General features: G+C 70.5%; 21 protein-coding genes and 1 CRISPR repeat array. Of the genes, 12 read left to right on the top strand and 9 right to left on the bottom strand.

The genetic code is table 11. The features are described from left to right. Positions 1 to 91: 91 nt before the first annotated feature. Positions 92 to 1,404: direct repeats of the CRISPR family, unit length 28 nt; unit sequence GGATCAGCCCCGCACGCGCGGGGACGAC. A 249-nt stretch (positions 1,405 to 1,653) separates the two neighbouring features. Then, positions 1,654 to 3,804: a molybdopterin oxidoreductase family protein gene (locus tag CXP56_RS16950; protein ID WP_286901903.1), complete on the bottom strand. Its 2,151-nt coding sequence runs from the start codon at positions 3,802 to 3,804 to the stop codon at positions 1,654 to 1,656. 93 nt (positions 3,805 to 3,897) lie between these two features. Between CXP56_RS16950 and CXP56_RS16945 the strand changes: the two genes are divergently transcribed. Beyond that, the gene (locus tag CXP56_RS16945; protein WP_028848257.1) at positions 3,898 to 4,656 is read left to right on the top strand and encodes an SDR family NAD(P)-dependent oxidoreductase; all 759 of its coding nucleotides are present in this window, start codon (positions 3,898 to 3,900) and stop codon (positions 4,654 to 4,656) included. 310 nt (positions 4,657 to 4,966) lie between these two features. On the opposite strand, the gene CXP56_RS16940 is transcribed toward CXP56_RS16945, so the two are convergent. Further along, positions 4,967 to 6,613, bottom strand: a complete 1,647-nt coding sequence (locus CXP56_RS16940) for a TM0106 family RecB-like putative nuclease (RefSeq protein ID WP_028848256.1) — start codon at positions 6,611 to 6,613, stop codon at positions 4,967 to 4,969. A 79-nt stretch (positions 6,614 to 6,692) separates the two neighbouring features. On the opposite strand from CXP56_RS16940, the gene CXP56_RS16935 reads away from it, so the two are divergent. The 5 genes from CXP56_RS16935 to CXP56_RS16915 all read left to right on the top strand — a co-directional run bounded on the left by CXP56_RS16935 (position 6,693) and on the right by CXP56_RS16915 (position 10,428). Then, positions 6,693 to 7,370 carry a DUF6474 family protein gene (locus tag CXP56_RS16935; protein WP_353744569.1) on the top strand — a complete coding sequence of 226 codons (678 nt, stop codon included), beginning with the start codon at positions 6,693 to 6,695 and terminating at the stop codon, positions 7,368 to 7,370. Between the two features lie 61 nt (positions 7,371 to 7,431). Next, positions 7,432 to 7,986: a hypothetical protein gene (locus CXP56_RS16930; RefSeq protein WP_286901900.1), complete on the top strand. Its 555-nt coding sequence runs from the start codon at positions 7,432 to 7,434 to the stop codon at positions 7,984 to 7,986. Positions 7,987 to 8,061: 75 nt separating this feature from the next. Continuing rightward, positions 8,062 to 8,805 (top strand): YcnI family copper-binding membrane protein, encoded by a 744-nt coding sequence (locus CXP56_RS16925; RefSeq protein ID WP_286901898.1) that lies wholly within the window; start codon positions 8,062 to 8,064, stop codon positions 8,803 to 8,805. Then, positions 8,802 to 9,374, top strand: coding sequence for a copper resistance CopC family protein (locus CXP56_RS16920; RefSeq protein ID WP_286901897.1), 573 nt, complete (start codon positions 8,802 to 8,804; stop codon positions 9,372 to 9,374). Before CXP56_RS16925 ends, CXP56_RS16920 begins: the two co-directional genes overlap by 4 nt. A 28-nt stretch (positions 9,375 to 9,402) precedes the next feature. Continuing rightward, positions 9,403 to 10,428 carry a CopD family protein gene (locus CXP56_RS16915; RefSeq protein ID WP_286901895.1) on the top strand — a complete coding sequence of 342 codons (1,026 nt, stop codon included), beginning with the start codon at positions 9,403 to 9,405 and terminating at the stop codon, positions 10,426 to 10,428. 173 nt (positions 10,429 to 10,601) lie between these two features. On the opposite strand, the gene CXP56_RS16910 is transcribed toward CXP56_RS16915, so the two are convergent. Together CXP56_RS16910 and CXP56_RS16905 are read right to left on the bottom strand one after the other, a co-directional pair. Then, positions 10,602 to 11,498 (bottom strand): phosphotransferase enzyme family protein, encoded by an 897-nt coding sequence (locus tag CXP56_RS16910; protein ID WP_028848250.1) that lies wholly within the window; start codon positions 11,496 to 11,498, stop codon positions 10,602 to 10,604. A 33-nt stretch (positions 11,499 to 11,531) separates the two neighbouring features. Further along, positions 11,532 to 12,911 (bottom strand): helix-turn-helix transcriptional regulator, encoded by a 1,380-nt coding sequence (locus CXP56_RS16905; protein ID WP_028848249.1) that lies wholly within the window; start codon positions 12,909 to 12,911, stop codon positions 11,532 to 11,534. A gap of 480 nt (positions 12,912 to 13,391) precedes the next feature. Between CXP56_RS16905 and CXP56_RS16900 the strand changes: the two genes are divergently transcribed. The 3 genes from CXP56_RS16900 to CXP56_RS16890 all read left to right on the top strand — a co-directional run bounded on the left by CXP56_RS16900 (position 13,392) and on the right by CXP56_RS16890 (position 14,885). Next, positions 13,392 to 13,586, top strand: a complete 195-nt coding sequence (locus tag CXP56_RS16900) for a hypothetical protein (protein ID WP_156899275.1) — start codon at positions 13,392 to 13,394, stop codon at positions 13,584 to 13,586. Positions 13,587 to 13,594: 8 nt separating this feature from the next. Further along, the gene (locus CXP56_RS16895) at positions 13,595 to 13,990 is read left to right on the top strand and encodes a hypothetical protein (protein ID WP_028848247.1); all 396 of its coding nucleotides are present in this window, start codon (positions 13,595 to 13,597) and stop codon (positions 13,988 to 13,990) included. Between the two features lie 274 nt (positions 13,991 to 14,264). Beyond that, positions 14,265 to 14,885, top strand: coding sequence for a TetR/AcrR family transcriptional regulator (locus CXP56_RS16890; RefSeq protein WP_028848246.1), 621 nt, complete (start codon positions 14,265 to 14,267; stop codon positions 14,883 to 14,885). Here the strand turns inward: CXP56_RS16890 and CXP56_RS16885 are convergent. Beyond that, a complete protein-coding gene (locus tag CXP56_RS16885; protein ID WP_051310298.1) occupies positions 14,851 to 15,414 on the bottom strand; it encodes a GNAT family N-acetyltransferase in 564 nt (187 codons plus the stop codon). The genes CXP56_RS16890 and CXP56_RS16885 overlap by 35 nt on opposite strands. 70 nt (positions 15,415 to 15,484) lie before the next feature. After that, positions 15,485 to 16,711: an alanine racemase gene (locus CXP56_RS16880; RefSeq protein WP_051310297.1), complete on the bottom strand. Its 1,227-nt coding sequence runs from the start codon at positions 16,709 to 16,711 to the stop codon at positions 15,485 to 15,487. A 93-nt stretch (positions 16,712 to 16,804) separates the two neighbouring features. Here CXP56_RS16880 and CXP56_RS16875 point away from each other — a divergent pair, with 93 nt between their 5' ends. Then, positions 16,805 to 18,103 carry a D-arabinono-1,4-lactone oxidase gene (locus CXP56_RS16875; protein WP_028848244.1) on the top strand — a complete coding sequence of 433 codons (1,299 nt, stop codon included), beginning with the start codon at positions 16,805 to 16,807 and terminating at the stop codon, positions 18,101 to 18,103. Between the two features lie 244 nt (positions 18,104 to 18,347). On the opposite strand, the gene CXP56_RS16870 is transcribed toward CXP56_RS16875, so the two are convergent. Together CXP56_RS16870 and CXP56_RS16865 are read right to left on the bottom strand one after the other, a co-directional pair. Next, positions 18,348 to 19,004 carry an SDR family oxidoreductase gene (locus CXP56_RS16870; RefSeq protein ID WP_028848243.1) on the bottom strand — a complete coding sequence of 219 codons (657 nt, stop codon included), beginning with the start codon at positions 19,002 to 19,004 and terminating at the stop codon, positions 18,348 to 18,350. Beyond that, positions 19,004 to 19,654, bottom strand: coding sequence for a hypothetical protein (locus CXP56_RS16865; protein ID WP_051310296.1), 651 nt, complete (start codon positions 19,652 to 19,654; stop codon positions 19,004 to 19,006). The genes CXP56_RS16870 and CXP56_RS16865 overlap by 1 nt, the downstream gene beginning before the upstream one ends. Before the next feature lie 731 nt (positions 19,655 to 20,385). Here CXP56_RS16865 and CXP56_RS16860 point away from each other — a divergent pair. Both CXP56_RS16860 and CXP56_RS16855 read left to right on the top strand, forming a co-directional pair. After that, complete coding sequence (locus CXP56_RS16860) at positions 20,386 to 21,459, top strand: HpcH/HpaI aldolase/citrate lyase family protein (RefSeq protein ID WP_028848241.1); 1,074 nt, start codon at positions 20,386 to 20,388, stop codon at positions 21,457 to 21,459. Between the two features lie 71 nt (positions 21,460 to 21,530). Further along, a complete protein-coding gene (locus tag CXP56_RS16855) occupies positions 21,531 to 22,394 on the top strand; it encodes an HpcH/HpaI aldolase/citrate lyase family protein (protein WP_028848240.1) in 864 nt (287 codons plus the stop codon). A gap of 807 nt (positions 22,395 to 23,201) precedes the next feature. Here the strand turns inward: CXP56_RS16855 and CXP56_RS16850 are convergent. Continuing rightward, positions 23,202 to 23,957, bottom strand: a complete 756-nt coding sequence (locus CXP56_RS16850; protein WP_286901886.1) for a dienelactone hydrolase family protein — start codon at positions 23,955 to 23,957, stop codon at positions 23,202 to 23,204. Positions 23,958 to 24,186 lie beyond the last annotated feature (229 nt).

The following is a 24,186-nucleotide window of genomic DNA, read 5'->3' as shown; positions in this document are numbered from 1 at the left end:
GGCCTGCACAGCTGAGGGCGACACATTCACCTACTGTCTGTCTACCTCGCTAGGGCGACAGCCCCAGCTCCGGGGAGCGCACCGGCCCGGAGGATCAGCCCCGCACGCGCGGGGACGACGTGGCATCGCCGGAGCCTCACCTGCAGTTCCAGGGATCAGCCCCGCACGCGCGGGGACGACTACTCCCGCGCACTTCCTCGACGATGGATGACAGGATCAGCCCCGCACGCGCGGGGACGACAACTCAGCGATCGAGGATCGCATGATAAAGGCGGGATCAGCCCCGCACGCGCGGGGACGACATCATCGCTAAGGCTCGCGCGGCCGGTATCGAAGGATCAGCCCCGCACGCGCGGGGACGACCGCTGGGGTATCTCGGGGCGACTCACTCTGGAGGGATCAGCCCCGCACGCGCGGGGACGACGCCACTTGTAGTCCCGCCACAGAATGATGAGCAGGATCAGCCCCGCACGCGCGGGGACGACGTGGACATCAACATAAATGGTGGTCATGATCCTGGATCAGCCCCGCACGCGCGGGGACGACAATCGTGAGCCGAGCCTCATCCTCCGGGGACGGCGGATCAGCCCCGCACGCGCGGGGACGACGGCCGCATGGCCGATCGCCTGACCCCACTGTCCGGGATCAGCCCCGCACGCGCGGGGACGACTAACGGTCAACCGCCTCTTTGACCTGCGGCACCGGATCAGCCCCGCACGCGCGGGGACGACAGCGCCGCAGTGGCCTGCTGAGGGCATACGCCGGGATCAGCCCCGCACGCGCGGGGACGACCGCCAGGTGCAGGAGCTGGGTGGCACGCCGCGCAGGATCAGCCCCGCACGCGCGGGGACGACATCCGCAAGGGCACTATCGCGGATAGCACCCCGGGATCAGCCCCGCACGCGCGGGGACGACTCAACCGCGCGCACCGTGTTGTTCAACCACGGGGGATCAGCCCCGCACGCGCGGGGACGACTCAGTGTTTCTGTGGCTAGCAATCCTCGCACCCGGATCAGCCCCGCACGCGCGGGGACGACCAGTCACATACGGCGTCTTCATGTCTGCTCTCCGGATCAGCCCCGCACGCGCGGGGACGACAGTGATCCGCTGGCCCCGTTCGGCAACGAAATAGGATCAGCCCCGCACGCGCGGGGACGACGGTGCGCTTCCAGGTACCGGGCGTCCGTGACCCGGATCAGCCCCGCACGCGCGGGGACGACAATCTGCCGCCGGCGGAGTGCCCGGCGGCCGAGGGATCAGCCCCGCACGCGCGGGGACGACCAACTCCTACCGCCGCCGCTGAGCAACCAGCAGAGGATCAGCCCCGCACGCGCGGGGACGACGGGCCGTACGCGGGCAAGCTGAGCGAGGTCGCGGGATCAGCCCCGCACGCGCGGGGACGACACTTGCTGAACTGCAACGATACACGACGAAGTCTTGTTTCTTGCCCCCTTGTCCGCCCCCCGGATGTGCCCCTGGGGGGGATCGCAGAAGAGCAGTGGACAGCCGGATGTCACGGCCTTCTCAGCTGCGCAGCACGCCGCCGGCCGCTCCGCACAGCGAGGCAATGCTCAACCCTTGCTGAACATCGAAGAGAAGCAACGCAGCCACAGTCCGCCGCGCGCTCGTCGCTGTCTGCAGGAGCAAGTCCTTTCATGAGCGAGTCGCCGCCAACGCCCGCACGGTGACCCGCTGGCCGGACAACGCCGCCGTTCCGGTCAGCTCGTCGATGCACTTGTTGTCGGTGACATCGTTGATGCTGGCGCCCGCGTGCCTGCTCGCCACCGACAAGCGAACCCCTGGCCGGTCGTGACCCCAGCCGTGCGGAAGGCTGACCACCCCGGGCATGACCTCGTCGCTGACCTCCACGGGCACCTGCACCTCGCCGACGGCCGACGACAGCACCGCCTGTTCGCCGTCGGCCAGCCCCAGGCGCTGCGCGTCATCCGGGTGCACCAGCAGGATGCAGCGTGGCTTGCCCTTCACCAGCCGCGGTGAATTGTGCATCCACGAGTTGTTGCTGCGCAGCTGGCGCCGGCCAATCAACACCAGCTCGCCCGGCTGCCACTGCTCCATCCGGCGGCGCAACCGCGGCAGATCACCCAGATACTCCTTGGGCGCGAGGTGAATCTTCTTGCCCTTGGTGAACAGGCGCTCCGGGAACCGCCGCTGCAGCGGTCCGAGGTCCACACCGTGCGGGTGTTTCCGCAGCTTGCGCAGCGACAACCCACCGCGCAGCAGGCCGTGCGGTCCGGCTCGCAAGCCGAGCTCGACGATGCCTTCGGGCCCCAGCTTGCTCAGCGTCGCCACGCCAAGCCGCCCGGCGGCCCGCAGCAGCGGGACATCCGGCCCGAGCAGGCGCACGGCCAGCTCGAGACAGATCTCCCAGTCGTGCCGCTGCTGCTCGCCACGCGGGAACACCGGCGGGCTGTACTTCGCCCAGTTCCGCACCGACACCAAAGCCAGCAACAGCTCGTAATGAGATCGCTCCAGCGGCCCGGTCGGCGGCAGGATTACGTCGGCGTGCCTGGTCGTCTCGTTGACGTACGGGTCGATGCTGACCATGAACTCCAGCTGGTCCAGCGCCTCGTCCAGCCGGCGGCCGTTGGGGGTGGACAGCACCGGATTGCCCGCCGCCGTGATCAGCGCGCGCACCTGCCCTGGCCCCGGCGTGGTGATCTCCTCGGCGAGCGTCACCACGGGAAGTTCGCCGCCGAACTCCGGCAGCCCGCGCACCCGGCTGCGGAACGTGCCGAAACTTCCGGCGTGACCGGCCAGCCGCGCCAGCGGCGCCAGATCGATGGCCGGCGTGGTGAACATGTAGCCACCCGGCTCGTCCAGGTGGCCGGTCAGCGCGTTGACCACGACCACCAGCCAGGTGGCCAGCCCGCCGAACTCCTGCGTGCAGATCCCGACCCGGCCGTAGACGACCGCCCGTTCGGTGGTGGCCAGCGCACGAGCCAGCGCTCGCACATCGTCGGCCGCCACCCCGGTGACCGGCGCGGTCTTCTCCGGTGGGAAACCCTCGGCCACGGCACGGAGCTCGGTCAGCCCGGTCATGCGGTCGGCCAGCCTGCCGGGCCGGGCCAGGCCTTCCGCGAACAGCACGTGCACCACCGACAGCAGCATCAGCGCGTCCGTGCCCGGCCGGATGAACAGGTGCTCGGCGGTGTTCGCGGTCTCCGTTCGCCGTGGGTCGACGACCACCACGCGCCCGCCGCGCTCCCGCACCGCCCGCAGCCGCTTCCGCAGGTTCGGCGCGGTCATGATGCTGCCGTTGGACACCAGAGGGTTGGCGCCGAGACAGACGAACAGATCGGTGCGATCGATGTCCGGCACGCCCAGCAACGCCTGATGACCGAACATCAGCAGCCCGGCCAGCATGTGCGGGAGTTGATCCACCGACGTCGCCGCGTAGACGTTCTTGGTGCCGAGGGAGCGGAACAACGGCACACCGAACACCAGCAGGCCCAGATTGTGCGCGGTCGGATTGCCGTAGTAGACGCCGAGAGCGTCCTTGCCGTGCTCGCCGCGAATCGCCCGGAGCCGCCGCCCGACCAGGTCGAACGCCTCGTCCCAGCCGACCTTCACGAACCGGCCGTCCCGCTTGACCACGGGCCGGGTGAGCCGGTCCGGGTCGTGGTGCAGGTCCGCCAGCGCGGTCGCCTTCGGGCAGATGTAGCCGCGCGACATCGGATCGTTCTCGTCGCCGCGAATGTCCACCACCCGGTCACCGTCGGTGGTCACGGTGATCCCGCAAGTCGCCTCGCACAGGGTGCAGCTGGCGTAGTGCGTCTCGGTCATCGGACCTCTCCGTCCCGCGCGGTCACCCCAGGCTACGGCCGGGCGCCGGATCTACACAAACGTCCCATCGCGGCCTGAGATAACCTCCGCGGCATGGAACTCGCATCGACTTCGGCCATCGTGACGGGTGGCGCCTCCGGCCTCGGCGGCGCGACCGCCGCCGCACTCGCCGCGAAGGGCGCGACCGTCTTCGCGCTGGACCTGGCCCCCGCCATCGAGAAAGCACCCCACCCGGACGGTGTCACCTACGTCGAGGCCGACGTGACCGACCCGGAGCAGGTGCAGGCGGCGGTGGACAAGGCCGCCAACGCCGGTGTGCCGCTGCGCGTGGCGGTGAACTGCGCCGGCGTCGGCTGGGCGGGCCGCGTGCTGTCCAAGAAGGGCCCGCACGACCTGGAGCTGTTCCGCAAGGTGCTGGAGATCAACCTGCTCGGCACGTTCAACGTCATGCGCCTGGCCGCGGAGGCGATGGCCAAGACCGAGCCGCTGGCCGACGACCAGCGCGGCGTGGTGATCAACACCGCGTCGATCGCCGCGTTCGAGGGGCAGATCGGTCAGATCGCCTACGCCGCGTCCAAGGCGGGCGTGGCGGGCATGACGCTGCCTGCCGCCCGTGACCTGGCCTCACAGGGCATCCGGGTGCTCACCATCGCGCCGGGCATCGTGGACACACCGATGCTGGCCGGGGTGACCGAGGAGTTCCGGGCCGGGCTGGCCGCCGGGGTGCCGTTCCCGAAGCGGCTCGGCAAGCCGGAGGAGTACGCCCAGCTGGCCATCGCGTTGATCGAGCACGACTACCTCAACGGCGAAGTGGTCCGCATGGACGGCGCGCTGCGCATGGCTCCACGCTGATCATCAGCGGGATCGATCAGAAGCAGACAACTCCGCAGTCGGAACCTGTGGCTCGAGCTCGCGCCACGGCAGCCGCGCCGCACCAGCGACGCACTCGTCCACCGGCGCGGTGCCGCGGCGCGGGCTCACCGGGCGGGCGGGCGCCGCAGATCATGGGTCATCGCGGCCAAGGCACCGCAGGCTCACAGGTCACCGCGACGCCGACCCACAGATCGCCGACGCACCCGGCCATCGAAGCGCTGGCCCACCAGCTGCCGTGGCGCGGGCTCGAGAGCCTCCGTGGCAGTCCTGGCAAGCGACCGTCGGCTGCTCACAAGTCCCCGTAGTACGGGATCTCCGTCATCGCCGCGCCCGTCATCCACTCGCGCAGGGTGTGCGTGGCGCGCACGTCGTCCTCGTTGTATCGGAGCAATCGGGCGCGCTGCGCCAGATCCGGCGCCCCGTTGGTCAGCCCGACCGCCTCCCGGTACCAGCGCATCGAGGCCTCGCCACCGGCCTCGGGGTCGTGCCACTCGTACCCGGCGATCCGGGCGATCACCTTCAGACCCTTGCCCTCCGCGCACAGGAAGCTCTCCGAGACGCTGACGAACAGGTCCACCCATTCGTCCGACTCGACGAACTCCTGCACCTCGGCCACGCTCGGAATGCCCGGCATGCCGGCGAACCGCTCCGCCGAACCCAGCAGCCAGCGGTTCTCCGCCATCGCGTTGTAGCAGTAGGCGCGGAACGTCAGGCCACGGGCGGCCGCACGCGCACGCACGTCGCTGAACCACGCCCAGAACTCAGCGAACGAGCGGGCCTCGTCGTCCGTCGGCAGCGGCTCCCAGGTGCCGAAGGCGCGGTAGTCCCGCGGCAAGCCGATGTCGGCGCCGGTCAGCAGCGTGCCCCACAGGTACGCGCCGTAGTCGACGAAGCTTTCCATGTCGACGTCGACCTCGACGTCGCCGCGCGGGATCTCGATCTGCCGCACCTTGCGCACCACCGACAAACCGGCCTGCCAGCCTCGTGCCAGCGCCACCGCGTTCTGGAACGTCGTGCCGGTGAGCATCACCGGAGGCGGATCGGCGGCCGGGTCGGCCGCGGCCAGCGCCGACACCGTCGGATAACCCGCATCGCGCAGCACCATGGCGTCATCGCCGCGCACGACCAGGCTGACGTCCTGCCGCTCGTGCAGCATCGGCTCGCAGACCTGCCACCACGGGCAGTACCGGCACGCCACGATGCGCGACGGTTGGGCCAACGGCTCGGCACCGCTGGCCGCCGCCGACGCCACCGCCAGCCGATCGGCGAACCGCTCGGCGTACTCCTGCATGGTGGACTTCTCACCGGGAAAGCTCGGGGCGAGCAGGTCGTGCCACAGCACCACGTCGGCGTCCATGCCGATCACCCCGCCGACCACCCTGTCCGGATCGGCGTGTCCGGCCGCCCGCAGCAGCTCGACCACGTGCGCCAAGCGGAACTGATCCCGCGGCTGCGACCGCACCCGCCGGGCCGGATCCACCCGGGCGTTGTCCGGGTTCAGATCGGTCAACGCCGTGGTCAGCGCCCCTTCCCCGGGGTCGGTGACCCGGTGCCGGACGATGATCACCGGGACGTAGCCGCCCGGCGTCCGCACCAGCAACTCGGCCCCGCCCCGCCTGCCTGCCTCCTGATCCACCGGGAGCAGCCCGCCGGAGACGACGTCCACGCCCGCTTCCAGCGCGGCGACCGTGGCAGCGATCCGCTCGTCCGGCTCGGCGTCGGTGGGCACGGCCACCCACGCCGATCTCGGGAAGTACTGCGCCAACAGCTTGGTGACCGCGGCACGGTGCGCCTGCGCGTCGGCCTTGCGCTGCTCGGTGGCCGGGTTCTCGGGCAACGGCTCCAGGTCGGGAGCCGCCGGGTCGTGCTCCCAATGCACCCGCCGCCGACAGCGGGTCACCGCGCCGGCGTCCAGCACCACGTTCGCCAAGCTCATCGCCACGCGTTTCACCTTAAGCGCCCCCTCCGACGGTGTCGGCCGTGCCAAGCCGCCGTCAGCCCAGTAGGTTGATGCCATGGCGGCGAGCGAGGCGAACGTCGACGACCCGGGCATGCTGGCCGAGGTGGTGTCCTCACTCGAGCGCGCCGGCACGGCGAAGACTGCGCGGAAGGCGGCGAAGAAGGAGGCCAAGCGGCTCAGGCGGGCCGCCAAGCGGGAGCGCAGGGCCACCAAAGCGGCCGCCAAACAAGCCGCGAAAGCGACCCGCAAGGCCATCGAAGAGGGCACCGAAGCACCAGGAGTGACGGTCGTGGCAAAGGCGAAGGAGCCGAGGATCACCGCGAGCAAAGTGCGCAACGCGATCACCCTCGGCAAGGCGGTGGCGCCGACCCTGCTCCCCGTGGTGGTGCCGTATCTGGTGCGGGCGGCGAACGCGGGCCGGGAAGCGTACGAGCGGTACCAGGCACGCAGGCTCGGCATCAGCGTGGACGACCTGGCCGAGTACCGGGGCCGGGGCGCCGCGCTGCACGCGCGCATCGCCGGGATCACCGAAGGATTGCGGGAACTGCGCGCGTCCGGCGACCAAGAGAAGGTGGCGTTCGCCGACCAGACCGAGGCGACACTGCACCAGTTGAGCGCGGCCGTGCGGGCCGCGGAGCGGATGCCGTCGGCGCGCCGCAAGTACGCGCATCGCGCGGTCGCCGACGAGCTGGACGGCCTGGAGGCGCGCCTGCTGCGTCACCTGGGTGTCTGAACGGGAAAACGTCTGCTACCGGATAGCGGGACGACCCCGATCGCCCGGATACCCTGATGGTGTGAGCAGCCGTCCCCGTGTGCATCCCGATGTGCGGATCGCGCGCGGCTGCTTGCTTGCCGTCACGTCGGCGGTGTTGTCCGTCACCGCGCACACCGTCGCCGACGGTGCACTGCCACCGCTGTCGGTGGCCCTGGTGATCGCGGGTTTGACCGGCTGGACGTCCACCGCACTGGTCGATCGCACGAAAGGCACCCGCAGCGGGCGGCTGATCGGTGTGCTCGTCACGCTGGCCGCGGCCCAGCTGATCACGCACGGCCTGCTGACACTGCTCGCCCACCCGCAGCCGACGGGCGGCACGCCGATCGACGGCTGGGCCATGCTGGCCGCCCACGCCAGCGCAACCGTGATCATGGCCGTGCTGATCACCGGCGCCGAGCGTGGCCTGCTGGCGGTGCTGGCCGGGCTACGCCGCATCCTGCCGGTGATCGTCACCTTCGGTCCACCGCGGGTGCGCGCCGTCCGCTGCCCCGCAGCCCCGACGATTCCCGCGACGTACACCGAGATCTTGCTGCGTCGGGTGCACTCCCGGCGCGGGCCACCGCACCGCTCCTGATCCCGCCCTTGACCACGGGTGCGCCCGCACCCGTGCCCGACCCATTTCTCGTGCAGATCAGGAGCAGATACCCGCATGTCCAAGACACGTCAGATCGTTCGTGCCGGCGCCGTCGCCGCTGTGTTGGCGGCGTTCGGCTTCGCCTCGCCCGGTGTGGCCTCCGCGCATGTCACCGCGCAGATCTACGGAGCACAGCCGCAACAGGGCGGCTACACCGCCATCACGCTGCGGGTGCCCAACGAGGACGACAAGGCAGGCACCGACAAGCTCACCGTGCACATCGACAAGGAGTACGCGCTGGCCAGCGTGCGGACCAAGCCGGTGCCCGGCTGGACCGCCGAGATCACCAGGAGCAAGCTGGACGAGCCGATCACCACGTCGCACGGCGCCGAGGTGACCGAAGTGGTCACGTCGATCACCTGGACCGCCGAGAAGGGCAGCGAGATCCCGGCGGGCGAGGAGTCCTACCAGGAGTTCTCGTTCACCGCGGGCCCGCTGCCCGAGGTCGACCGGCTGATCCTGCCCGCCGACCAGCACTACACCAACGGCACCACGGTCAGCTGGGCCGACGAGGACCCCGAGGGTGAGAAGCCTGCCCCCGTGGTCGAGTTGGCGCCGGCTTCCGGCGACGGCCACAGCCACGGCGGAGGCGCGGCCACCGCACACGACGACGCCGACGCCAAGGCGGCCGAAAGCGAGCAGGACTCCGTGGACACCACCGCGCGCTGGCTGGGCGGCGTCGGGCTGGCGGTCGGCGCGCTCGGCGCGGGGGCCGGCATCGGCGCGGTGCTGCGCAGCCGTAAGAAGGTTTCGTCATGACCCGAGTCATCGGTCGCGGAATCGCCGCGGTCCTGACGGCTGTGCTGGCCGCCCTGCTCTCCGGCGTGCTGGCGCAGCCCGCCTGGGCGCACAACGTGCTGGTCTCCTCCAGCCCGGAGAAGGGCGCCCAGCTCGACCAGGCCCCGAGCGAGATCACGCTGACGTTCAACGCCACCGTCCAGCGGGGTCCCGGCAACCAGATCGTGGTCACCGGCCCGGACGGCAAGCAGTACGTCGACCCGAACGCCCAGGTCGCGATCAACGGGCCGGAGGTGAGCGTCCCGCTGTCCGGGCTCGGCCCGGCGGGCGAGTACACCATCGGCTACCGGATCCTGTCCGCCGACGGTCACGTGGTGCAGAACAAGCTGTCGTTCACGCTGACCAAGGACGACCCCGCCAACGCAGGCCGGCCTGGTGCCGGGGACGAGGCGCAGTCGTCCGGTGCAGCGGGCACCCAGGCGGAGGAGCCCGACGAGGGTCTGCCGCTGTGGGTGTGGATCGGTGGCGCGATCGTCCTCGTCGCCGTCGGCCTGGTGGTCGCGCTGCGGCTGGGCCGGAGCGAATCGTGACCAGCACCCCACGCACCCGAGGACGACGATGACGGAAGCGACCAGGACCCCGGCCCGCCCGCAGTACCCGGCCGTGATCACCGGCGTGACCGGTGCGCTGCTCGGCACCCTGCTCGGGCTGTCGGTGGTCAGCCTGACCCCGATCCCCGGCCTCGCCGACCCCGGGCCGGTGGTCCTGGTCGCGATCCCGCTGGTGCGCACGCTGCTCAACGTCGCCGCGGTCACCACGATCGGCGTCTGCCTGCTGCCGATACTGCTCGGCTACGACCGGCCGGACCTCACCGAGCCGGTGCTGCGCCCGGCCCGCAGCACCGCGGTCGCCGCCGCCCTGGTGTGGTCGGTGAGCGCGCTGGTGGCGTTGCTGCTGCAGACCGCGGAATACCGCGGCTCGGCCGGTGCCCTGGGGATGGACGAGGTGGCCGGCTACGTCTCCGAAGTCGGGGCGGGCAAGGCGCTGCTCATCGTGGCCGGGCTCGCCTTCGCGCACTGTGTGCTGGACGTGCTGGCGGTGCGGCGCGGCGAACGCATCCCCGCCGAAGCACGCATCGGGCTGGCTCTGTTCGCGCTGCTGCCGCTGCCGATCACCGGTCACTCGTCGTCGTGGGAGTACCACGACTACACCACCATCTCGATCGAGCTGCACGTGATGGCCGCCGCGGCGTGGACCGGCGGACTGGCGGTGCTGGCCGTGCTGTTGGCAGGCAACCGTGGCTTGCTGGCCACCGCGCTGCCGCGGTTCTCCAAGCTGGCGGGGGTGTGCCTGTTCGTGGTGGCGGGCACCGGGCTGTTCAACGCACTGGTGGAACTGCTCAGCCAGCCGTTCATGCAGTTCTGGGAAGCCCTGTTCACCACCCCGTACGGCCTGTTGGTGATCGGCAAGCTGCTGTGCATGGCCGGGCTGGGCGTGTTCGGCGCCCGCATGCGGTGGTGGCTGCTGCCCGCCATCGCCGCCCACAAGAAGTCGGCGTTCGTGGCCTGGGCCGCCGCCGAAGTGGCCGTCATGGGTGTGGCGTTCGGCCTTGCCGTGGTGCTGGCCCGCTCCCCGGTCTCCTGACGGCCCTCTCCGGACGAGCGGTCACCTTCCCGGAGACATCGCGCCAGGGCCACCCGGGGTGACTAGCCGGGCCGAACATTCACCTCATCGAGGCACCGTTTCCGGCGAGCGGTGAGCGGCACGAATCCATCGGTGAATGAACCCGTTTGGAGTACGGATGAAAACGCGTGTGGCTAGCGATAGCGGGTCCACACCGTCTGCGAGCGGCCAGCCCGCAAGTCGGCCAGCCGCCGGTACAGCTCCGGCCGCACCTGAGGGTTGCTGCGCAGCGTCGGCAGCACGCTGGTGGTGAGCTTCAGTTCGCGCACCGCCCGCAGCACCGGGTACCCGGGCCAGCTGAGCACGTCGAACCCATAGGCGTCGGCCAGCGCACGATGCACCGCTGCCGGCTCGCCGAACCGCTGCCCGCCCACCGCCACCGGGACCAGGTCCCAGATCCGTGGGCCGATGCCTGCCGAGTCGAAGTCGCACAACACCGGCCCGTCCGGGCCGACCAGCACGTTGCCCAGGTGGGCGTCGCCGTGCACCACCGCGTCACCGAGCGGGAACTGCAGCTCGGCCAGCCGCCGCTCGATCCGTGCGCACTCGCGCAGCAAGAACGCCCGGTCGTCCGGATCCAGTTCCTCGGCGTCCTGCAGCCGGGCCTGCACGTCCGCCAGCGGCGTCCACGGCCCGATGTCCGGCAGCGGCACCGCGTGCAGTCGTTTCAGCAGCTCGGCCAGCTCGACCGGGGTGGCGCTGCGCCCGGCCGGTTCCACCCACTGCCACACGGTGGCGGTGAACACCGGGTCGTCGCCGAGCACCGGCTGGGAAACGCCCGGGTACAGCCGCACCGCGGGCACCCCGTGCCGCTCGAGGTGTTCGGCCAGCCGCACCACTTTGGCGGCCCGGTGCATCAACGTCCGGGAGCCGACGATGCGCACCACGGCGGGGATCGAGGCCAGCGCGTACACCGCGTTGTTGGTGAACCGCAGCAGCCGCGCCCCGTGATGGTCGACGCCCAGCCGCTGGCACACCGCGCGCAGCGCGGCCTGCAACTTGTCCGGCGTGAAGCGCGGTTCCCGCTGCATGCGGTCGCTCCCCCACCCAGGGACGCCGGAAGGTCACGCCGCGAAGAATGCGTTGATGCGCTCGGCGAGGTCCCGTGCGTCCGGGTTGTTCATCCGCCGCTCCGCCTCCCGCTTGAGCGGCTTCATCCGGTCCTTGACGCGGGCCGACTTGAGGCTCTCCGCGCATTCCAGCGCCGCCCTGCCCACCTTGGCGCCGTGGTCGATGTCGCCCTCCAGCAGGTGGTTGGTGGCCAGCGCGCTCAGGTTGAACGCCTTGCTCCGCGCCATGTCGTCGCCGTAGTTCTCGATCGCCCTGGTCAGCGCGGGGATGGCGTACTTGGTGTGCTCGGTCTTGCCGGGGTGCTGGGCCAGCACCGTGTGCACCGTGCCGATCATCGCGTGCACGTCGGTCTGGTTGAAGAACTGCGCCCACGCCGGGACGTCTTCCCCGGAGGCCCGGGCGAACGTGTCCTTGGTCATGCCGAGCAGCTTCAGCGCCTGCTCCTCGTTGCCCATCATCGCGTACGCCCACGCCTCGTTGGCGCACAGCACGGCGACCGACAACTGCGAGCCGGACTCCTGCGCGGCGATCTGCCCCAGCTGGAACATCTTCAGCGCGTCGTCCGGCGACTCGTAGTGCAAGTACACCCGGCCCATCCGGTACAGGATGTTGGCCACCAACTGGTGGCTGCCGCCTTCCTTGGCCAGCTCGAGCGCCTTGGCGAAGTGCGAGCGCGCCGAGTCGACCAGGCCGGTGTCGAACGAGGTCCAGCCCGCCAGGTTGTGCAGGTCGGCGAGCGCCACGTAGAGCCGCGATTTCACCTGCTCGGTCGCGGAGGCGTTGAGCATCTGCTGGCCCCAGCCCAGCTGGGCGATCACGGCGTCCCGGCAGAAGCCGCCGCCGTACTGGTAGTCGAGCGCGCGCAGCGCTCGCGTCGCTGCTTCGACCTGACGGACGTCGGCCATCCCGATGCGGTTCGGGGCCGGCGTCACCGCCGGTCGGGGCGCAGTCCACGACCCGGAGTCCGCAGCGAACACCGTGGCCCCCATGGTGACCTGTGCGGCGTGCGCGAGAAACCTCCGTCGTTTCACCGCCTCGTCCTCCTCAGCCTGCTGCTCGTCGGCCGCACCGACGACCGTGATCTGGGTGGCCTCGTCGTAGGCCAGCCCCATGTAGCCCCTGGGGATGCCGAGGCCCTCGGCGATGCGCACCAGCACGTCGTAGGCCATCACCTGACGACCCTTGAGGATTTCCGACACCTCGGACTGCGACTGACCGGTCGCCGCGGCGATCTGGCGCTGGGAAATGCCTTCCTTGCGCAGCAACAGGTACACCTTGCTGATGTCCCGTGCCGCTAGCGCTTCCCGCATTTCCTTGGTCTCCCAGACCTTCTCGGAGACCAGGTTGGCGACCTTTTCCTCGCTGGCATCCATGGACAGGCATCCTCGTCGTGGGACTGACAAGCAGCGTAAGCAGCTCCATTCGACCACGCGAACAGCCCGAACTCCACTCTGATCGGGCCAGCCGAACTCGATCGACCGCTCGTCGGCGCCCTGGTACCGCCCAGCGCTTGTCGCCCACGCGGGGCGAGTGCGGCATCGCACTCTTGAATTCGGGCCCGGTGTGCACGGCCGGCCACACACAGCGACGGCAGGCACCGTGCGCATCCGCGACGGCGGCGCACCGAGCCGGACAGCAACCGAAGGCAAGGCGAGAGCGGAGTGACATCAGTGGACTTGGTCGGCGGTACGGCAACCCGGCGTACGAGCCCCGTTGGTCCCCGGCCGAGCCGGGTGCACCCGCTGCCGCGCACCGGCCCGGCCCCACACGCCGCTCCGGCCCGCAGGCCCGCCCCGGCGGCAGGCACCGGGTCGCCAGGGACACGGACCGGCGCCGGTGACGTCATCCGTGAGGTGGAGAACGGTCACGTCGTCTGGCGCATCGCGTGCGGCGACATGATCGGCCGCGACCGGTGCGTGACCGTGTTCGTCGACGGCGATCAGGTCGTGGTCAGCGGGCCACCGGGCGAGACGGCGCGGATGACGCCGAGCCAGGTCGGTCAGCTCGCGGCCGTGTTGCACGAAGCGGCCAGACTTGCGGAGAGGTGACGACAGCAGTGGACACGATCCTGGGGCAGGTGCTCCGCAATGCCGTCTGGGAGCGGCTGGACATGCTCTCCGATCTGGCCGAGCGCGCCGACGCCCCGTCGCTGGTCTCGGTCGCCCGTTCCGAACTTCCCCGGCTGACCGAGGCGTGGAAGGCGATTCTCCGGTCCCACGAGCCCGACGAGCGCGGCGACTGTCCGACCTGCTCGACCCGCTGGCGCCGGTGCAAGGCGCCGTGCTCGGTGTGGCAGGCCGCGCACGAGCACCTGGTCGCCGGCGGTCTGGCCCCGCACCCGCCGCACCAGCGCGACCACCGGTCAGCGCAGCACCAGCCCCGACCCGCCGTCCACCCCGGACGACGTGCCCTGCGCGCCGGTGTGTCCACCGCCGGATTGCATTCCGGCTGATCGCATCGCCGGCCGGTTCCCCCGCAGCGACCGTCCACCGCCCCCGCGGACGGACTCCGCTGACGGCCGGCATGTTCCCTCCCCGCCCCTTACCCCGACATCCACGGGCCGGTGCCGCAGTGCACCTCTCCCCCGACCGGCACCGGCCCGTGGACCCGTGTGGTCGAGGCATGTGTCCCGTTCGTCGTCTTACCAGCTGCGCTACCCCATTCGTGTCGTGCGCGCTGCTCTAGAGTTGGGCGCAGGAGAGCCCGAACGTTGGGGGTGGAACCGCGTGGTAGGAGAGCAGCTCACGTCGCTTCGGCGGCAACCGGTGCAGCAGCGCAGCGCGTTGCGCGTGGCGCGCATGCTGGACGCCGCGGCCGAGCTGCTCGACGAAGTCGGCTACGAACGGCTCACCACCACGGCGATCGCCAAGCGAGCAGGTGTCGCGGTGGGCTCGCTGTACCAGTTCTTCCCGGACAAGCGGGCCGTGGTGCAGGCGCTGACCCAGCGCAACCTGGAGCGCTTCATGTCGCTGGCCGCCGAACGGCTGGCGGCGGTCGATCACCAGCACTGGTGGGACGTGGTGGACGGGCTGCTGGACATCTACCTGGAGATGCACCACGAGACGCCCGGCTTCTCCCGCATCCACTTCGGGGACGCGGTGGACCCCCGGTTGCTGGACGGCAGCCGCACCAACAACGACGTGGTCGCCGAGGCGCTGATGGAGCTGCTCACCGGGCGGATCGACCTACCGCCGGAGCAGGTGGTGGCGCCGATCAAGGTGGCGGTGGAGGTCGCGGACGCGCTGTTGAAGTACGCGTTCCGGGCCGACCCGAAGGGCGATCCGGCCGTCATCGAGGAGACCAAGCACCTGATCAAGATCTACCTGGAAAGCCGTTTCGGCCAGTGACCTCGCCCGGCTCCGGGTCCGTGGCCAGGCGCGCGTGCCGCTCGACGTCGTAGCGTTTGTCGCCGTAGCGCAGCCGGGACCGCTCGATCCCTTCGGCGGCGTATCCGGCGGCGCGCGCGACCCGGCACGAAGCGGTGTTGTCCACCCGGTGTCCCAGCTCGAGGCGGAACAGGCCGAGCTCGTCGAACGCCCATCGGGAGATCGCGCGCACGCTGCGCACCGCCAGTCCCTTGCCGCGCGCCTGCGGCAGCAACCAGTAGGCGACCCATCCGGTGGAGTGGCGCGGCTCGATGTGCGAGACGGTCACCAGGCCGAGCGCCTCGTCGTTCTCGCCGCAAATCGCCCACGCGTGTGCGGTGCCCGCGGCGCTGTCCGCGCCACGATCCTGGATCCACTTCTCGGCCTCGTCCAGTGATGAGATCGGCTGGACGAACTGCTGCTGCAGGGACGGCTCCTGGGCGGCGGCAAGCAGCATCGGCGCGTCGTCCATCCGCCACGCCCGGAGCCAGTTCTCGGGCGGCTTGGGCATACCCCGACCCTTACCCGACCGGCCACCCCACGGCAACCGAATTGATCAGCGACGGCTGCGGTGCCTGCTGTCAGCCGAAGTTCACACCCTCGCCGCGATAGGTCGGCACGACCTCCTCCACCTTGTCGCCCACGACCACGTGGTAGGCGTCGAACCGTTCGGCGAGCTCGCCTGCCTTGGCGTGCCGCATCCACACTCGGTCACCGACGGCCAGCTGACGCGCCGCCGACCCCACCACCGGCGTCTGCACTTCGCCCGCGCCCTCGAGCGCGGTGAGCTTCAACCCGTCCGGCAGGTAAGGCGCAGGCTGCCGGTCCGGCCCCGGCGGGCCCGAGGCGATGTAGCCGCCGGCGAACAGGGTCGCCACGTCCGGCGCCGGTTTGCGCACCACGGGCAGGGCGAACACCACCGCCGGTTGCGGACGGAACCGGGAGTACTGGTCGAACAACGTCGGGCCGATCAGCCCGGACCCGGCGGTGACCTCGGTGACCGACGGATCCGCCGTGGTGGTCTCCAGGCTGCCGGTGCCGCCGCCGTTGACGAACTCCAGGTCGGCGACCGCCCGCACGGCACGGACCGCGGCGCCGCGCCGCTCGGTCAGCTCGGCAGCCGACCGGCGCTGGATCGACCGCATCAGCGCGGACTTCATCGGATTGCCCGCTTTGTCGCCGACCCCGGCGATCTGGCCTTCGTAGCCCATCAGCCCGACCAGCTGGAATCCGTCCCTGGCCACCACCGCGCGGGCCAGCGCGGCCGCTTGCACCGCGGTGAACACCGGCGACCGCCGTGTCCCGATGTGCACGCCGGGCAGCGGCCGCCAGGACACGTCCAGTTCGATGCACACCCGCAACGGCGGGTGGTTCCGGCCGAGCACGTTCTCGATCAGGTCGAGGTGGTCGGTGGAGTCGACCATCAACGTGATGGCCGAGCACGCCTCCGGGCTCGCGGCCAGCGCACGCAGCGCGGCGGCATCGACCGTGGGATAGCCGACCAGGATGTCGTCGGAGACGGCGTTGCGGTGCAGCCAGAGCGCCTCGGCCAGCGAATACGCCATGACGCCCTCGGTCGCCGGGTGGCTGAGCGCACGATCCAGCAGAAACCGGCAGCGCACGGACTTGCTGGCCACCCGGATCGGCCTGCCGTGCGCCCGAGCGGCCAGCGTCGCGAGGTTGTCGTCGAACGCCCGCAGGTCGACGATGGCCAGCGGGGCCTCCACTGCGGCGGTCGCGGCGTCGTATGCCCGCCGCAGGGCAGAGCGGTCGGACACCTGGGCAGCGCTGGTCGGAGGGCTCACCATGGACGAAAGCGTACCCGCTCGAACGGCCATACATGAAAGGTTTTCGCGTATGATCCGGCTGTGCACTCCGACACCGAAGGCAGGCGGACAGCCATGAGGCAGTGGTCGAACTGGGCAGGGACCGCCGTGGCCGCGCCATGCGTGGTTCACCGGCCATCGGATCTCGACGGCATCGTCACCGCGGTGAAAGCGGCCGCCAACGCCGGGCGCCGCATCCGCCCGTTGGGCAGCGGGCATTCCTTCACGCCGATCGCCGCGACCGACGACCACGCGGTGGACCTGAGCCGGTACACCGGTGTGGTCGACGTCGACATGGCCTCCCGGCAGGTGACCGTGCGCGCGGGCACGACGTTGCGCCAGCTGAACCGCATCCTGGACGCCCTGGGGCTGGCCATGGAGAACATGGGCGACATCGACAAGCAGACCATCTCCGGGGCGATCTCCACCGGCACTCACGGCACCGGCGCGAAGTTCGGCGGGCTGGCCACCCAGATCGCCGCGCTGGAGCTGGTCACCGCCGACGGGTCGGTGGTCCGCTGCTCACCCAGCGAGCGCCCGGAGCTGTTCGCCGCGGCCAGGGTCGGCCTCGGCGCGTTCGGCATCATCAGCACGGTCACGATCACCTGCGTTCCTGCGTTCGCGCTGGCTGCCCAGGAGGCGCCGGACCGCCTGGATGCCGTGCTGGAGCGGTTCGACGACGAGATCAGGTCGAACGACCACTTCGAGTTCTACTGGTTTCCGCACAGCGACAAGACGCTGATCAAGCGGAACAACCGGCTGCCCGCCGGCGAACAGCCGCGGCCGTTGAACAAGGCCAGGCAGTACGTCGAGTACGGCCTGATCGAGAACCAGCTGTTCGGCGCGGTGTGCCGGACGCTGCGGGCGGTTCCGAAGCTGACCAAGCCGGCGCAGCGGGTGATGACGAACGTGCTGTCCGAGCGCCGGTACAGCGACGTGTCGCACCGGGTCTTCGTGACCAGGCGCGACGTGCGCTTCGTCGAGTCCGAATACGCCGTGCCGCGCGAGGAAGTCGTCGGCGTGATCACCGAGCTGCGGAAGGCGGTGGCGAAACTGTCCACCCCCGTTGCGTTCCCGGTGGAGATTCGGGTGGCGGCACCGGACGACATCTGGCTGTCGACCGGATACCAGCGGGCCAGCGGCTACATCGCCGTGCACCAGTTCCAGGGCATGCCGTACGACGAGTACTTCGCGGTCTTCGAATCGATCGTGAACAGCGTCGGTGGCCGGCCACACTGGGGGAAGATGCACAGCCTGGACGCCGCGATGCTGCGCAGCCGGTATCCGAGGTTCGACGACTTCCTCGCGGTGCGGGACGCCCTCGACCCGGAACGTCGCTTCGGCAACGCCTACCTGGAGCGAGTGCTCGGCTGACCGCGGCGCCGCCCGAGCTGGCCAGCGGTGCCGAGCGGCTCCGTCCGGTGCTGCGATGCTTCGCTGCCCGGCGCGACACCCGCCCGGCTACCGCTTTCCCGGCCAGATCACCAAACGCGCTCCTGGATGACGGCCGGGTCCAACTGCACGCACTGCGGCGCTTCGGCGGATCAGGCAGTTCCCGGCCCGCTGAGGAGGGCGTTCGATGCTCGATCGAGCAATCATTGGCCAGGTCGTCGCCTGGTCAGACCCGCGCCACCGCCGCCACGGCCTGCGGGATGGCGACATCACCGCTGATCACTTCCAGCGTCTGCCGCGTGGTGCCCGGCTCGTCCAGCAGCTCCAGCAGCAGCGCCGCGACGTCGGCGCGCGGAATGGTGCCGTAGTCGACGGACTCGGCGAGGTGCACTTTTCCGATCGGTTCGTCGTCGGTGAGCCTGCCCGGGCGCAGGATCGTCCAGTCCAGATCGCGGGAGCGCAGGTCCTCCTCCGCGGCCGCCTTGGCCGTCAGATACGCGGCGAAGACCTCTCCGACCACGTCCGGTTGGCTGGCACGCTCCAGGCCCATCGCACTGATTTGTACGTGTCGCCGCACCCCGGCGAGCTCGCACGCCTCGGCGAACAGCACCGCGGCGGCTCGATCCACGGTGTCCTTGCGCGCGGCGCCGCTTCCCGGGCCTGCTCCCGCGGCGAACACCGCCGCGTCCGCGCCACGCACCGCGTCGGCCACGTCTTCCACCGACGCCGCCTCCAGGTCGAGCACCACCGGCTGCGCGCCGGACAGATCGTCGGCGTGATCGGGATTACGGATGATGCCCACGGCCTCGTCCCCGCGGGCGACAAGCAAAGCTGACAGCTTGCGGGCGATTTTTCCGTGCCCGCCGGCAATGACTACACGCACTACTTCACGCAAGCAGAGACTTCGGCGGTGGTCAACAACTGGTCGTAGGCCACCTCGTCGATCCACCTGCTGTTGGCGTCGCTGGCCGGCACGATCCGGCCGCTGTCGCCCGCCAGGTCCCGGTGCACCTCGGCGGACTCGTCGACCGACAGCACCGCGATCCCGTACGCCCGGGCGCGCGGCAGGCAGTTGTTCACGTAGTCGTGAGTCATCAGCGTCGCGGAGGGCAGCACGACGGCGGTCGGGAAGTAGCGGGTGAGCGGCACCGTCCAGGCCAGCGCCGTCCGCCAGTGCCGGGCCACCGCGACGGCGCCGACGACGTCCACCGCGGGCGCGGGCGCGGTGCGCTCGAGCTCCGGCCAGATCCAGGTCGCCACGGTGGCGCGGTCGGTGACCGGGCCGACGCCCGTGGCGATGCGTTCGGCGTGCACGTCGGTGCGCAGCCGGGCAATGAGGTGGACGCGGCGGCCGAACAGGTTGGCTTCCGGCAGCACCACACCGTCCCAGCCGAGCTGCTCGGCGGCGGCCGCGGCAAGATCGATGCGTTCGGTCGGCAGCGGCCCAGGGGCGCCGATCGGCGCGGGCCGACGGCGACGACGCGCGGCAAGCTCTTGCGGGTCTGAACTGGTGCGTCCCTGGGGAACCTGCACGAGGCCACCTCTCTGTACGAACGTGCCCTCCCGACGTTCGCGCCGGGCCCGGGTTACTCCCGGTGATGTTCGTGGCGCCGCCGTGAAAGCGACCCAGCACCTTGGGTACCAAGCCCGCCCCGTGCTCGTCTGCCCTCCAGCCGCACGCGTGCGATTGACGGCATCGATGCGTCGGTAACCGGTCGACGGACGGCAGAAAATCTTCGGTCCAACGGTGCGGCCGTAAGGGTGAGCACCACGGTGAAGGGAGGACAACCGACACGCTCCGTCACCAGCGATGACCGGCAGTCGGCACGATCCGGGACTTGCCACTCACCCACGTCGAGCGGGGTGCCGACACGATCCGGTAGGCCGGCGGCGCTTGTCGCGACGGCCCGGCCCGCGTCGGCGCCGCGCTGCCCTCCGGACCGCATCTCTCGCCTGCCCTCCGGACGGCATCTCCCGCCTGACCCGCCCCGCGTCCACGGCCTCGCCCAGGGCCCTCAATGTCCACAGCAGCCCCTCAGAGCCTGCCGCCTCCACAGCCCCCTCCACCCTCCGCTCCAAACCCGCGACCGCCGCTGCGGTTCTCCGCCAGCTTCCGCCGTGCCCCACCAGCGCTTTCTGGATCGATCAGGCGCATACGAGGCGTTTGTCACCCCTGGCCGCCGAACTCTCGGTCGTCGGGCTCGGCCGGACTTATGGTGGTCACGCCCGGCCCGGCCGGCGAAGCCACAGACATGGAGGTCGCATTGCGTTCGCCGAAGGACTTCTTCGCTCCCCTGGCCATCGGAGCCCCCGAGCCGCTGCGGGAGATCCCGTTCCGGCCCTCCCGCATGATCCACTTCTTCGACCCGAGCAACGAGAAGATGCGGGCCAAGGTCCCGGACCTGGTACCGAAGGTGGACGTCCTGCTCGGCAACCTGGAGGACGCGGTCGCGGCGGACCGGAAGGAGGCCGCGCGGGCGGGCCTGGTCGAGGTGGCCAAGTCGACCGACATGGGCGGGACCCAGCTGTGGACCAGGGTGAACAGCCTCGACTCGCCGTGGGTACTGGACGACCTGATCACGCTGGTGACCGAGATCGGCGACAAGCTCGACGTGATCATGGTCCCGAAGGTGGAGGGTCCGCAGGACATCCACTACGTGGACCGGCTGCTGGCCCAGCTGGAGGCGCGCGCCGGACTGACCAAGCCGCTGCTGGTGCACGCGATCCTGGAGACCGCCAGCGGGGTGGCCAACGTCGAGGAGATCGCCGGCGCCAGCCCCCGCATGCAGGGCATCTCGCTCGGCCCGGCGGACCTGGCCGCCAGCCGCCGGATGAAGACCACCCGGGTCGGCGGCGGGCACCCCGGCTACCTGGTGCGCACCGACCCGGTGTCGGACGACTTGCACGAGGGCCGCACCACCGCCCAGCAGGATCTCTGGCACTACACCGTGGCGCGCATGGTCGATGCCTGTGCGATGCACGGGATCCTGCCGTACTACGGTCCGTACGGGGACATCCGGGACGTCGTCGGCTGTGAAGACCAGTTCCGCAACGCCTTCCTGCTCGGCTGCGTCGGGGCGTGGAGCCTGCACCCGGTGCAGATCGAAATCGCCAAGAAGGTGTTCTCCCCGGATCCCAAGGACGTGGCATGGGCGCGCCGGGTCATCGCCGCCATGGGGGACGGCACCGGGGCGGTGATGATCGACGGCAAGATGCAGGACGACGCCACGTTCAAGCAGTGCAAGGTGGTCGCCGATCTGGCCGACCAGCTGGCCGCACGGGATCCGGAACTGAAGGCCGCTTACGACGCGGCGACCAAGGAGGCACTGGGGCAGTGACCGAAGCGACGGAGAGGACGACGGGGCAGCCGGTGCAGACCGGGGATGCGGAGCGAAACAGCGGACAGTCGATCCGCCCGCGCCGGTCGGTGCTCTACATGCCGGGTGCCAACGCGCGTGCGCTGGAGAAGGCCAAGACGCTGCCCGCGGATGCCCTGATCCTCGACTTGGAAGACGCGGTGGCGCCGGACGCCAAGGAAGAGGCGCGGGAGCGAGTGTGCGCCGCGGCTGCCTCCGGCGAGTACGGGTCCCGTGAGGTCACCATCCGGGTCAACGGGTTGGACACCGAGTGGCACGAGGCCGACCTGCGCGAGGCCGCCAAGGCCGGCCCGCACGGCATCGTGGTGCCGAAGATCAACTCGGCCGCCCAGGTGCACAACATCGAGCGGGCGCTGGAGCTGAACGGGGCGCCGGAGCACACCACGATCTGGGCGATGCTGGAGACCCCGGTCGCGGTGCTGCACGCCGAGGAGATCGCCGCCGCGTCGCCCCGGCTCACCGTGCTGGTGATGGGCACCAACGACCTGGCCAAGGAGCTGCACGCCGAGTTCGTGCCCGGCCGGGGACCGCTGCTCGGCGCGCTGTCCACGGCCGTCCTGGCGGCCAGGGCCACCGGGAAGGCCATCCTGGACGGCGTCTTCAACGACGTGAAGGACGCCGAGGGATTCGCCGCGGAGTGCCGGCAGGGCAGGCAGATGGGGTTCGACGGCAAGACGCTGATCCACCCGTCGCAGATCGAACCGTGCAACGAGGCGTTCGCACCGTCGGAGGAGGAAGTCGAGTACTCCAGGAAAGTCATCGCCGCCTTCGAAGCCGCGCAGGCCGAGGGCAAGGGTGTCGTGACAGTCGACGGGCGGATGATCGAGAACCTGCACGTCGACAACGCGCGCCGCATCCTTGCGCTGCACGAGGCCATCACCCAGCGAGCGGACTGACGGCCCAGCGCCCGGGCCCGAAGTGGCGGCGACGGCCCAACACCCGGACCCGGCAGCGTCGGCGGTCCAGCGCTCGGGCCTGGCGTGGCGTCGACCTGCACCCCGGCTCGGAAGTGGGACGGTCCCGCCCGTCGCCCCAAAACCGATGTCGGTGAGCAGGCCACGGCGCATCGGCCGCTCGACCAAGGACCGTCGTGCACGACGTGATCGAACTCGGAAGCCTGCACTCGGCTCGGCAATGGCGCACTGGCCTTCCAGCGCTCGGCCCGGCGGTTGTGCGGCGGCTCAACTGTCAGTTGGACCAGTCGGACCGGGCGCCGGCGGCGACGTCGTCGGAGCAAGACCGTGGGACGGGTGAGCGTGCAGCCGAAGTCACGGTCCAGCGCTTCGGCCCAGCAGCAGCGCCCGCCCTGCCCCCCGGCCCGGCAGTGGTGTCCGCCCTGCACTCAGCCCGACACCAGGGTCCCCACACCGCTCCTGCTCGGAACTGACCTCGGAACTGACCTGGGAACTGGCCTCGGAACTGACCTGGGAACTGGCCTCGGAACTGACCTGGGAACTGGCCTCGGAACTGACCTGGGAACTGACACGGTGACGGTCCAACAGCAGTGCCCGTCCCGCTTCCGGCCCGACGGCGTGGTGCCGGTCGTACGCTCCGGTCCGACACCAGGGTCCGCGCACCGCTCCGGCTCGGTGTGGAGTCGTCATCGTGCGCACCATCGGCGAAGGCCACAGCGACGGGCACCGGCAACTCCGAGCGACAGGTCGCGGCGACAGCGATGACCGCGAGCATCGCCCGTACCGATGTCAGCCGAGTGTCCGCCGGAACAGCGCCTGCAATTCCTCGTAGTGGCGTTCCGCCGCTGCCTCGTCGTACACCGACGTGTCGGCCATGGTGAAGCCGTGCCGAGCGCCCGAGTAGACCGCACCGGAATAGCGGACTCCGGCCGCCGCCATGTCGGCCGCGACCTTCTCGATCGCCTCCTGCGGCATGGACCCGTCCTGGTCGGCATACCCCGCGAGCACCTCGGCGCGCACGTGCGGGATGCACAGATGGGCGCTGTCCTCGTCGTCGGTCACCAGACCACCGACGTGAAACATGCCGACTGCGGCCACATCGTCCGGAGCCTGCGCTGCGGCGCGCAGCGCCAACCGGCCGCCCATGCAGTATCCGACCGTTCCGATGGGACCGGGCCGGACGTGCTCGACGTCGCGAAGCGCTGCCAGATACGCCTCGAAATCCCGCGCCGCCCTGTCCGGCGTGTGCTGCTCGACCAGCCGAAGCGCGGCAGGCATGAACCGCTCGCGCTCGCCCGGCCGGCGAAGGTCGCCCTTTGGGGCCAGATCGGCCGCCCGCCCGTGCCGATAGAAGACATTGGGCGCGAGCACCACGTACCCCCAACCGGCGATGCGGTCGGCCATCGACTCGATCTGCGGCCGGAGACCGATGGCGTCCATGAAGAGGATCACCCCCGGGTACGTCCCGCCTTCCGGATGGGACAGGTATGCCTCGGCGGTGCCGTCGGCGGTGGTGATCTCGATGCGACGTCCGCTGGTGGCCATGGGCAGCTCCTCCACTGATCGGCGGGGCAACTTACCGCGGCGATCTTCGCCCACATCAGCAGCGACGGGAAGCCGCACCCGAACCGAATGGAGCCATTGCCGTCACAAGAGGCCGTCCGAGCGCACGTCCGGCTCCACTCGCATTAACGCGGGTGGCCGATGCGAGTACGGCCACCCTGATCAAACGCGGACAGGGGACGAAAGCGCGCTGCCCCCCCCGGAGCACCAG

This window comes from Thermocrispum sp. (assembly GCF_002919275.1).
GTDB classification, from domain to species: Bacteria; Actinomycetota; Actinomycetes; order Mycobacteriales; family Pseudonocardiaceae; genus Thermocrispum; species Thermocrispum agreste.
The sequence above is the reverse complement of the archived record's forward strand: the minus strand, read 5'-3'. Positions and strand labels throughout refer to the sequence as shown.

What these genes read in the sequence shown, in the direction of transcription:
- CXP56_RS16950 (WP_286901903.1), bottom strand. Translation starts at nt 3,804, where the DNA reads ATGACCGAGACGCACTACGCCAGCTGCACCCTGTGCGAGGCGACTTGC.
- CXP56_RS16945 (WP_028848257.1), top strand. Translation starts at nt 3,898, where the DNA reads ATGGAACTCGCATCGACTTCGGCCATCGTGACGGGTGGCGCCTCCGGC.
- CXP56_RS16940 (WP_028848256.1), bottom strand. Translation starts at nt 6,613, where the DNA reads ATGAGCTTGGCGAACGTGGTGCTGGACGCCGGCGCGGTGACCCGCTGT.
- CXP56_RS16935 (WP_353744569.1), top strand. Translation starts at nt 6,693, where the DNA reads ATGGCGGCGAGCGAGGCGAACGTCGACGACCCGGGCATGCTGGCCGAG.
- CXP56_RS16925 (WP_286901898.1), top strand. Translation starts at nt 8,062, where the DNA reads ATGTCCAAGACACGTCAGATCGTTCGTGCCGGCGCCGTCGCCGCTGTG.
- CXP56_RS16920 (WP_286901897.1), top strand. Translation starts at nt 8,802, where the DNA reads ATGACCCGAGTCATCGGTCGCGGAATCGCCGCGGTCCTGACGGCTGTG.
- CXP56_RS16915 (WP_286901895.1), top strand. Translation starts at nt 9,403, where the DNA reads ATGACGGAAGCGACCAGGACCCCGGCCCGCCCGCAGTACCCGGCCGTG.
- CXP56_RS16910 (WP_028848250.1), bottom strand. Translation starts at nt 11,498, where the DNA reads ATGCAGCGGGAACCGCGCTTCACGCCGGACAAGTTGCAGGCCGCGCTG.
- CXP56_RS16905 (WP_028848249.1), bottom strand. Translation starts at nt 12,911, where the DNA reads ATGGATGCCAGCGAGGAAAAGGTCGCCAACCTGGTCTCCGAGAAGGTC.
- CXP56_RS16885 (WP_051310298.1), bottom strand. Translation starts at nt 15,414, where the DNA reads ATGCCCAAGCCGCCCGAGAACTGGCTCCGGGCGTGGCGGATGGACGAC.
- CXP56_RS16880 (WP_051310297.1), bottom strand. Translation starts at nt 16,711, where the DNA reads ATGGTGAGCCCTCCGACCAGCGCTGCCCAGGTGTCCGACCGCTCTGCC.
- CXP56_RS16875 (WP_028848244.1), top strand. Translation starts at nt 16,805, where the DNA reads ATGAGGCAGTGGTCGAACTGGGCAGGGACCGCCGTGGCCGCGCCATGC.
- CXP56_RS16850 (WP_286901886.1), bottom strand. Translation starts at nt 23,957, where the DNA reads ATGGCCACCAGCGGACGTCGCATCGAGATCACCACCGCCGACGGCACC.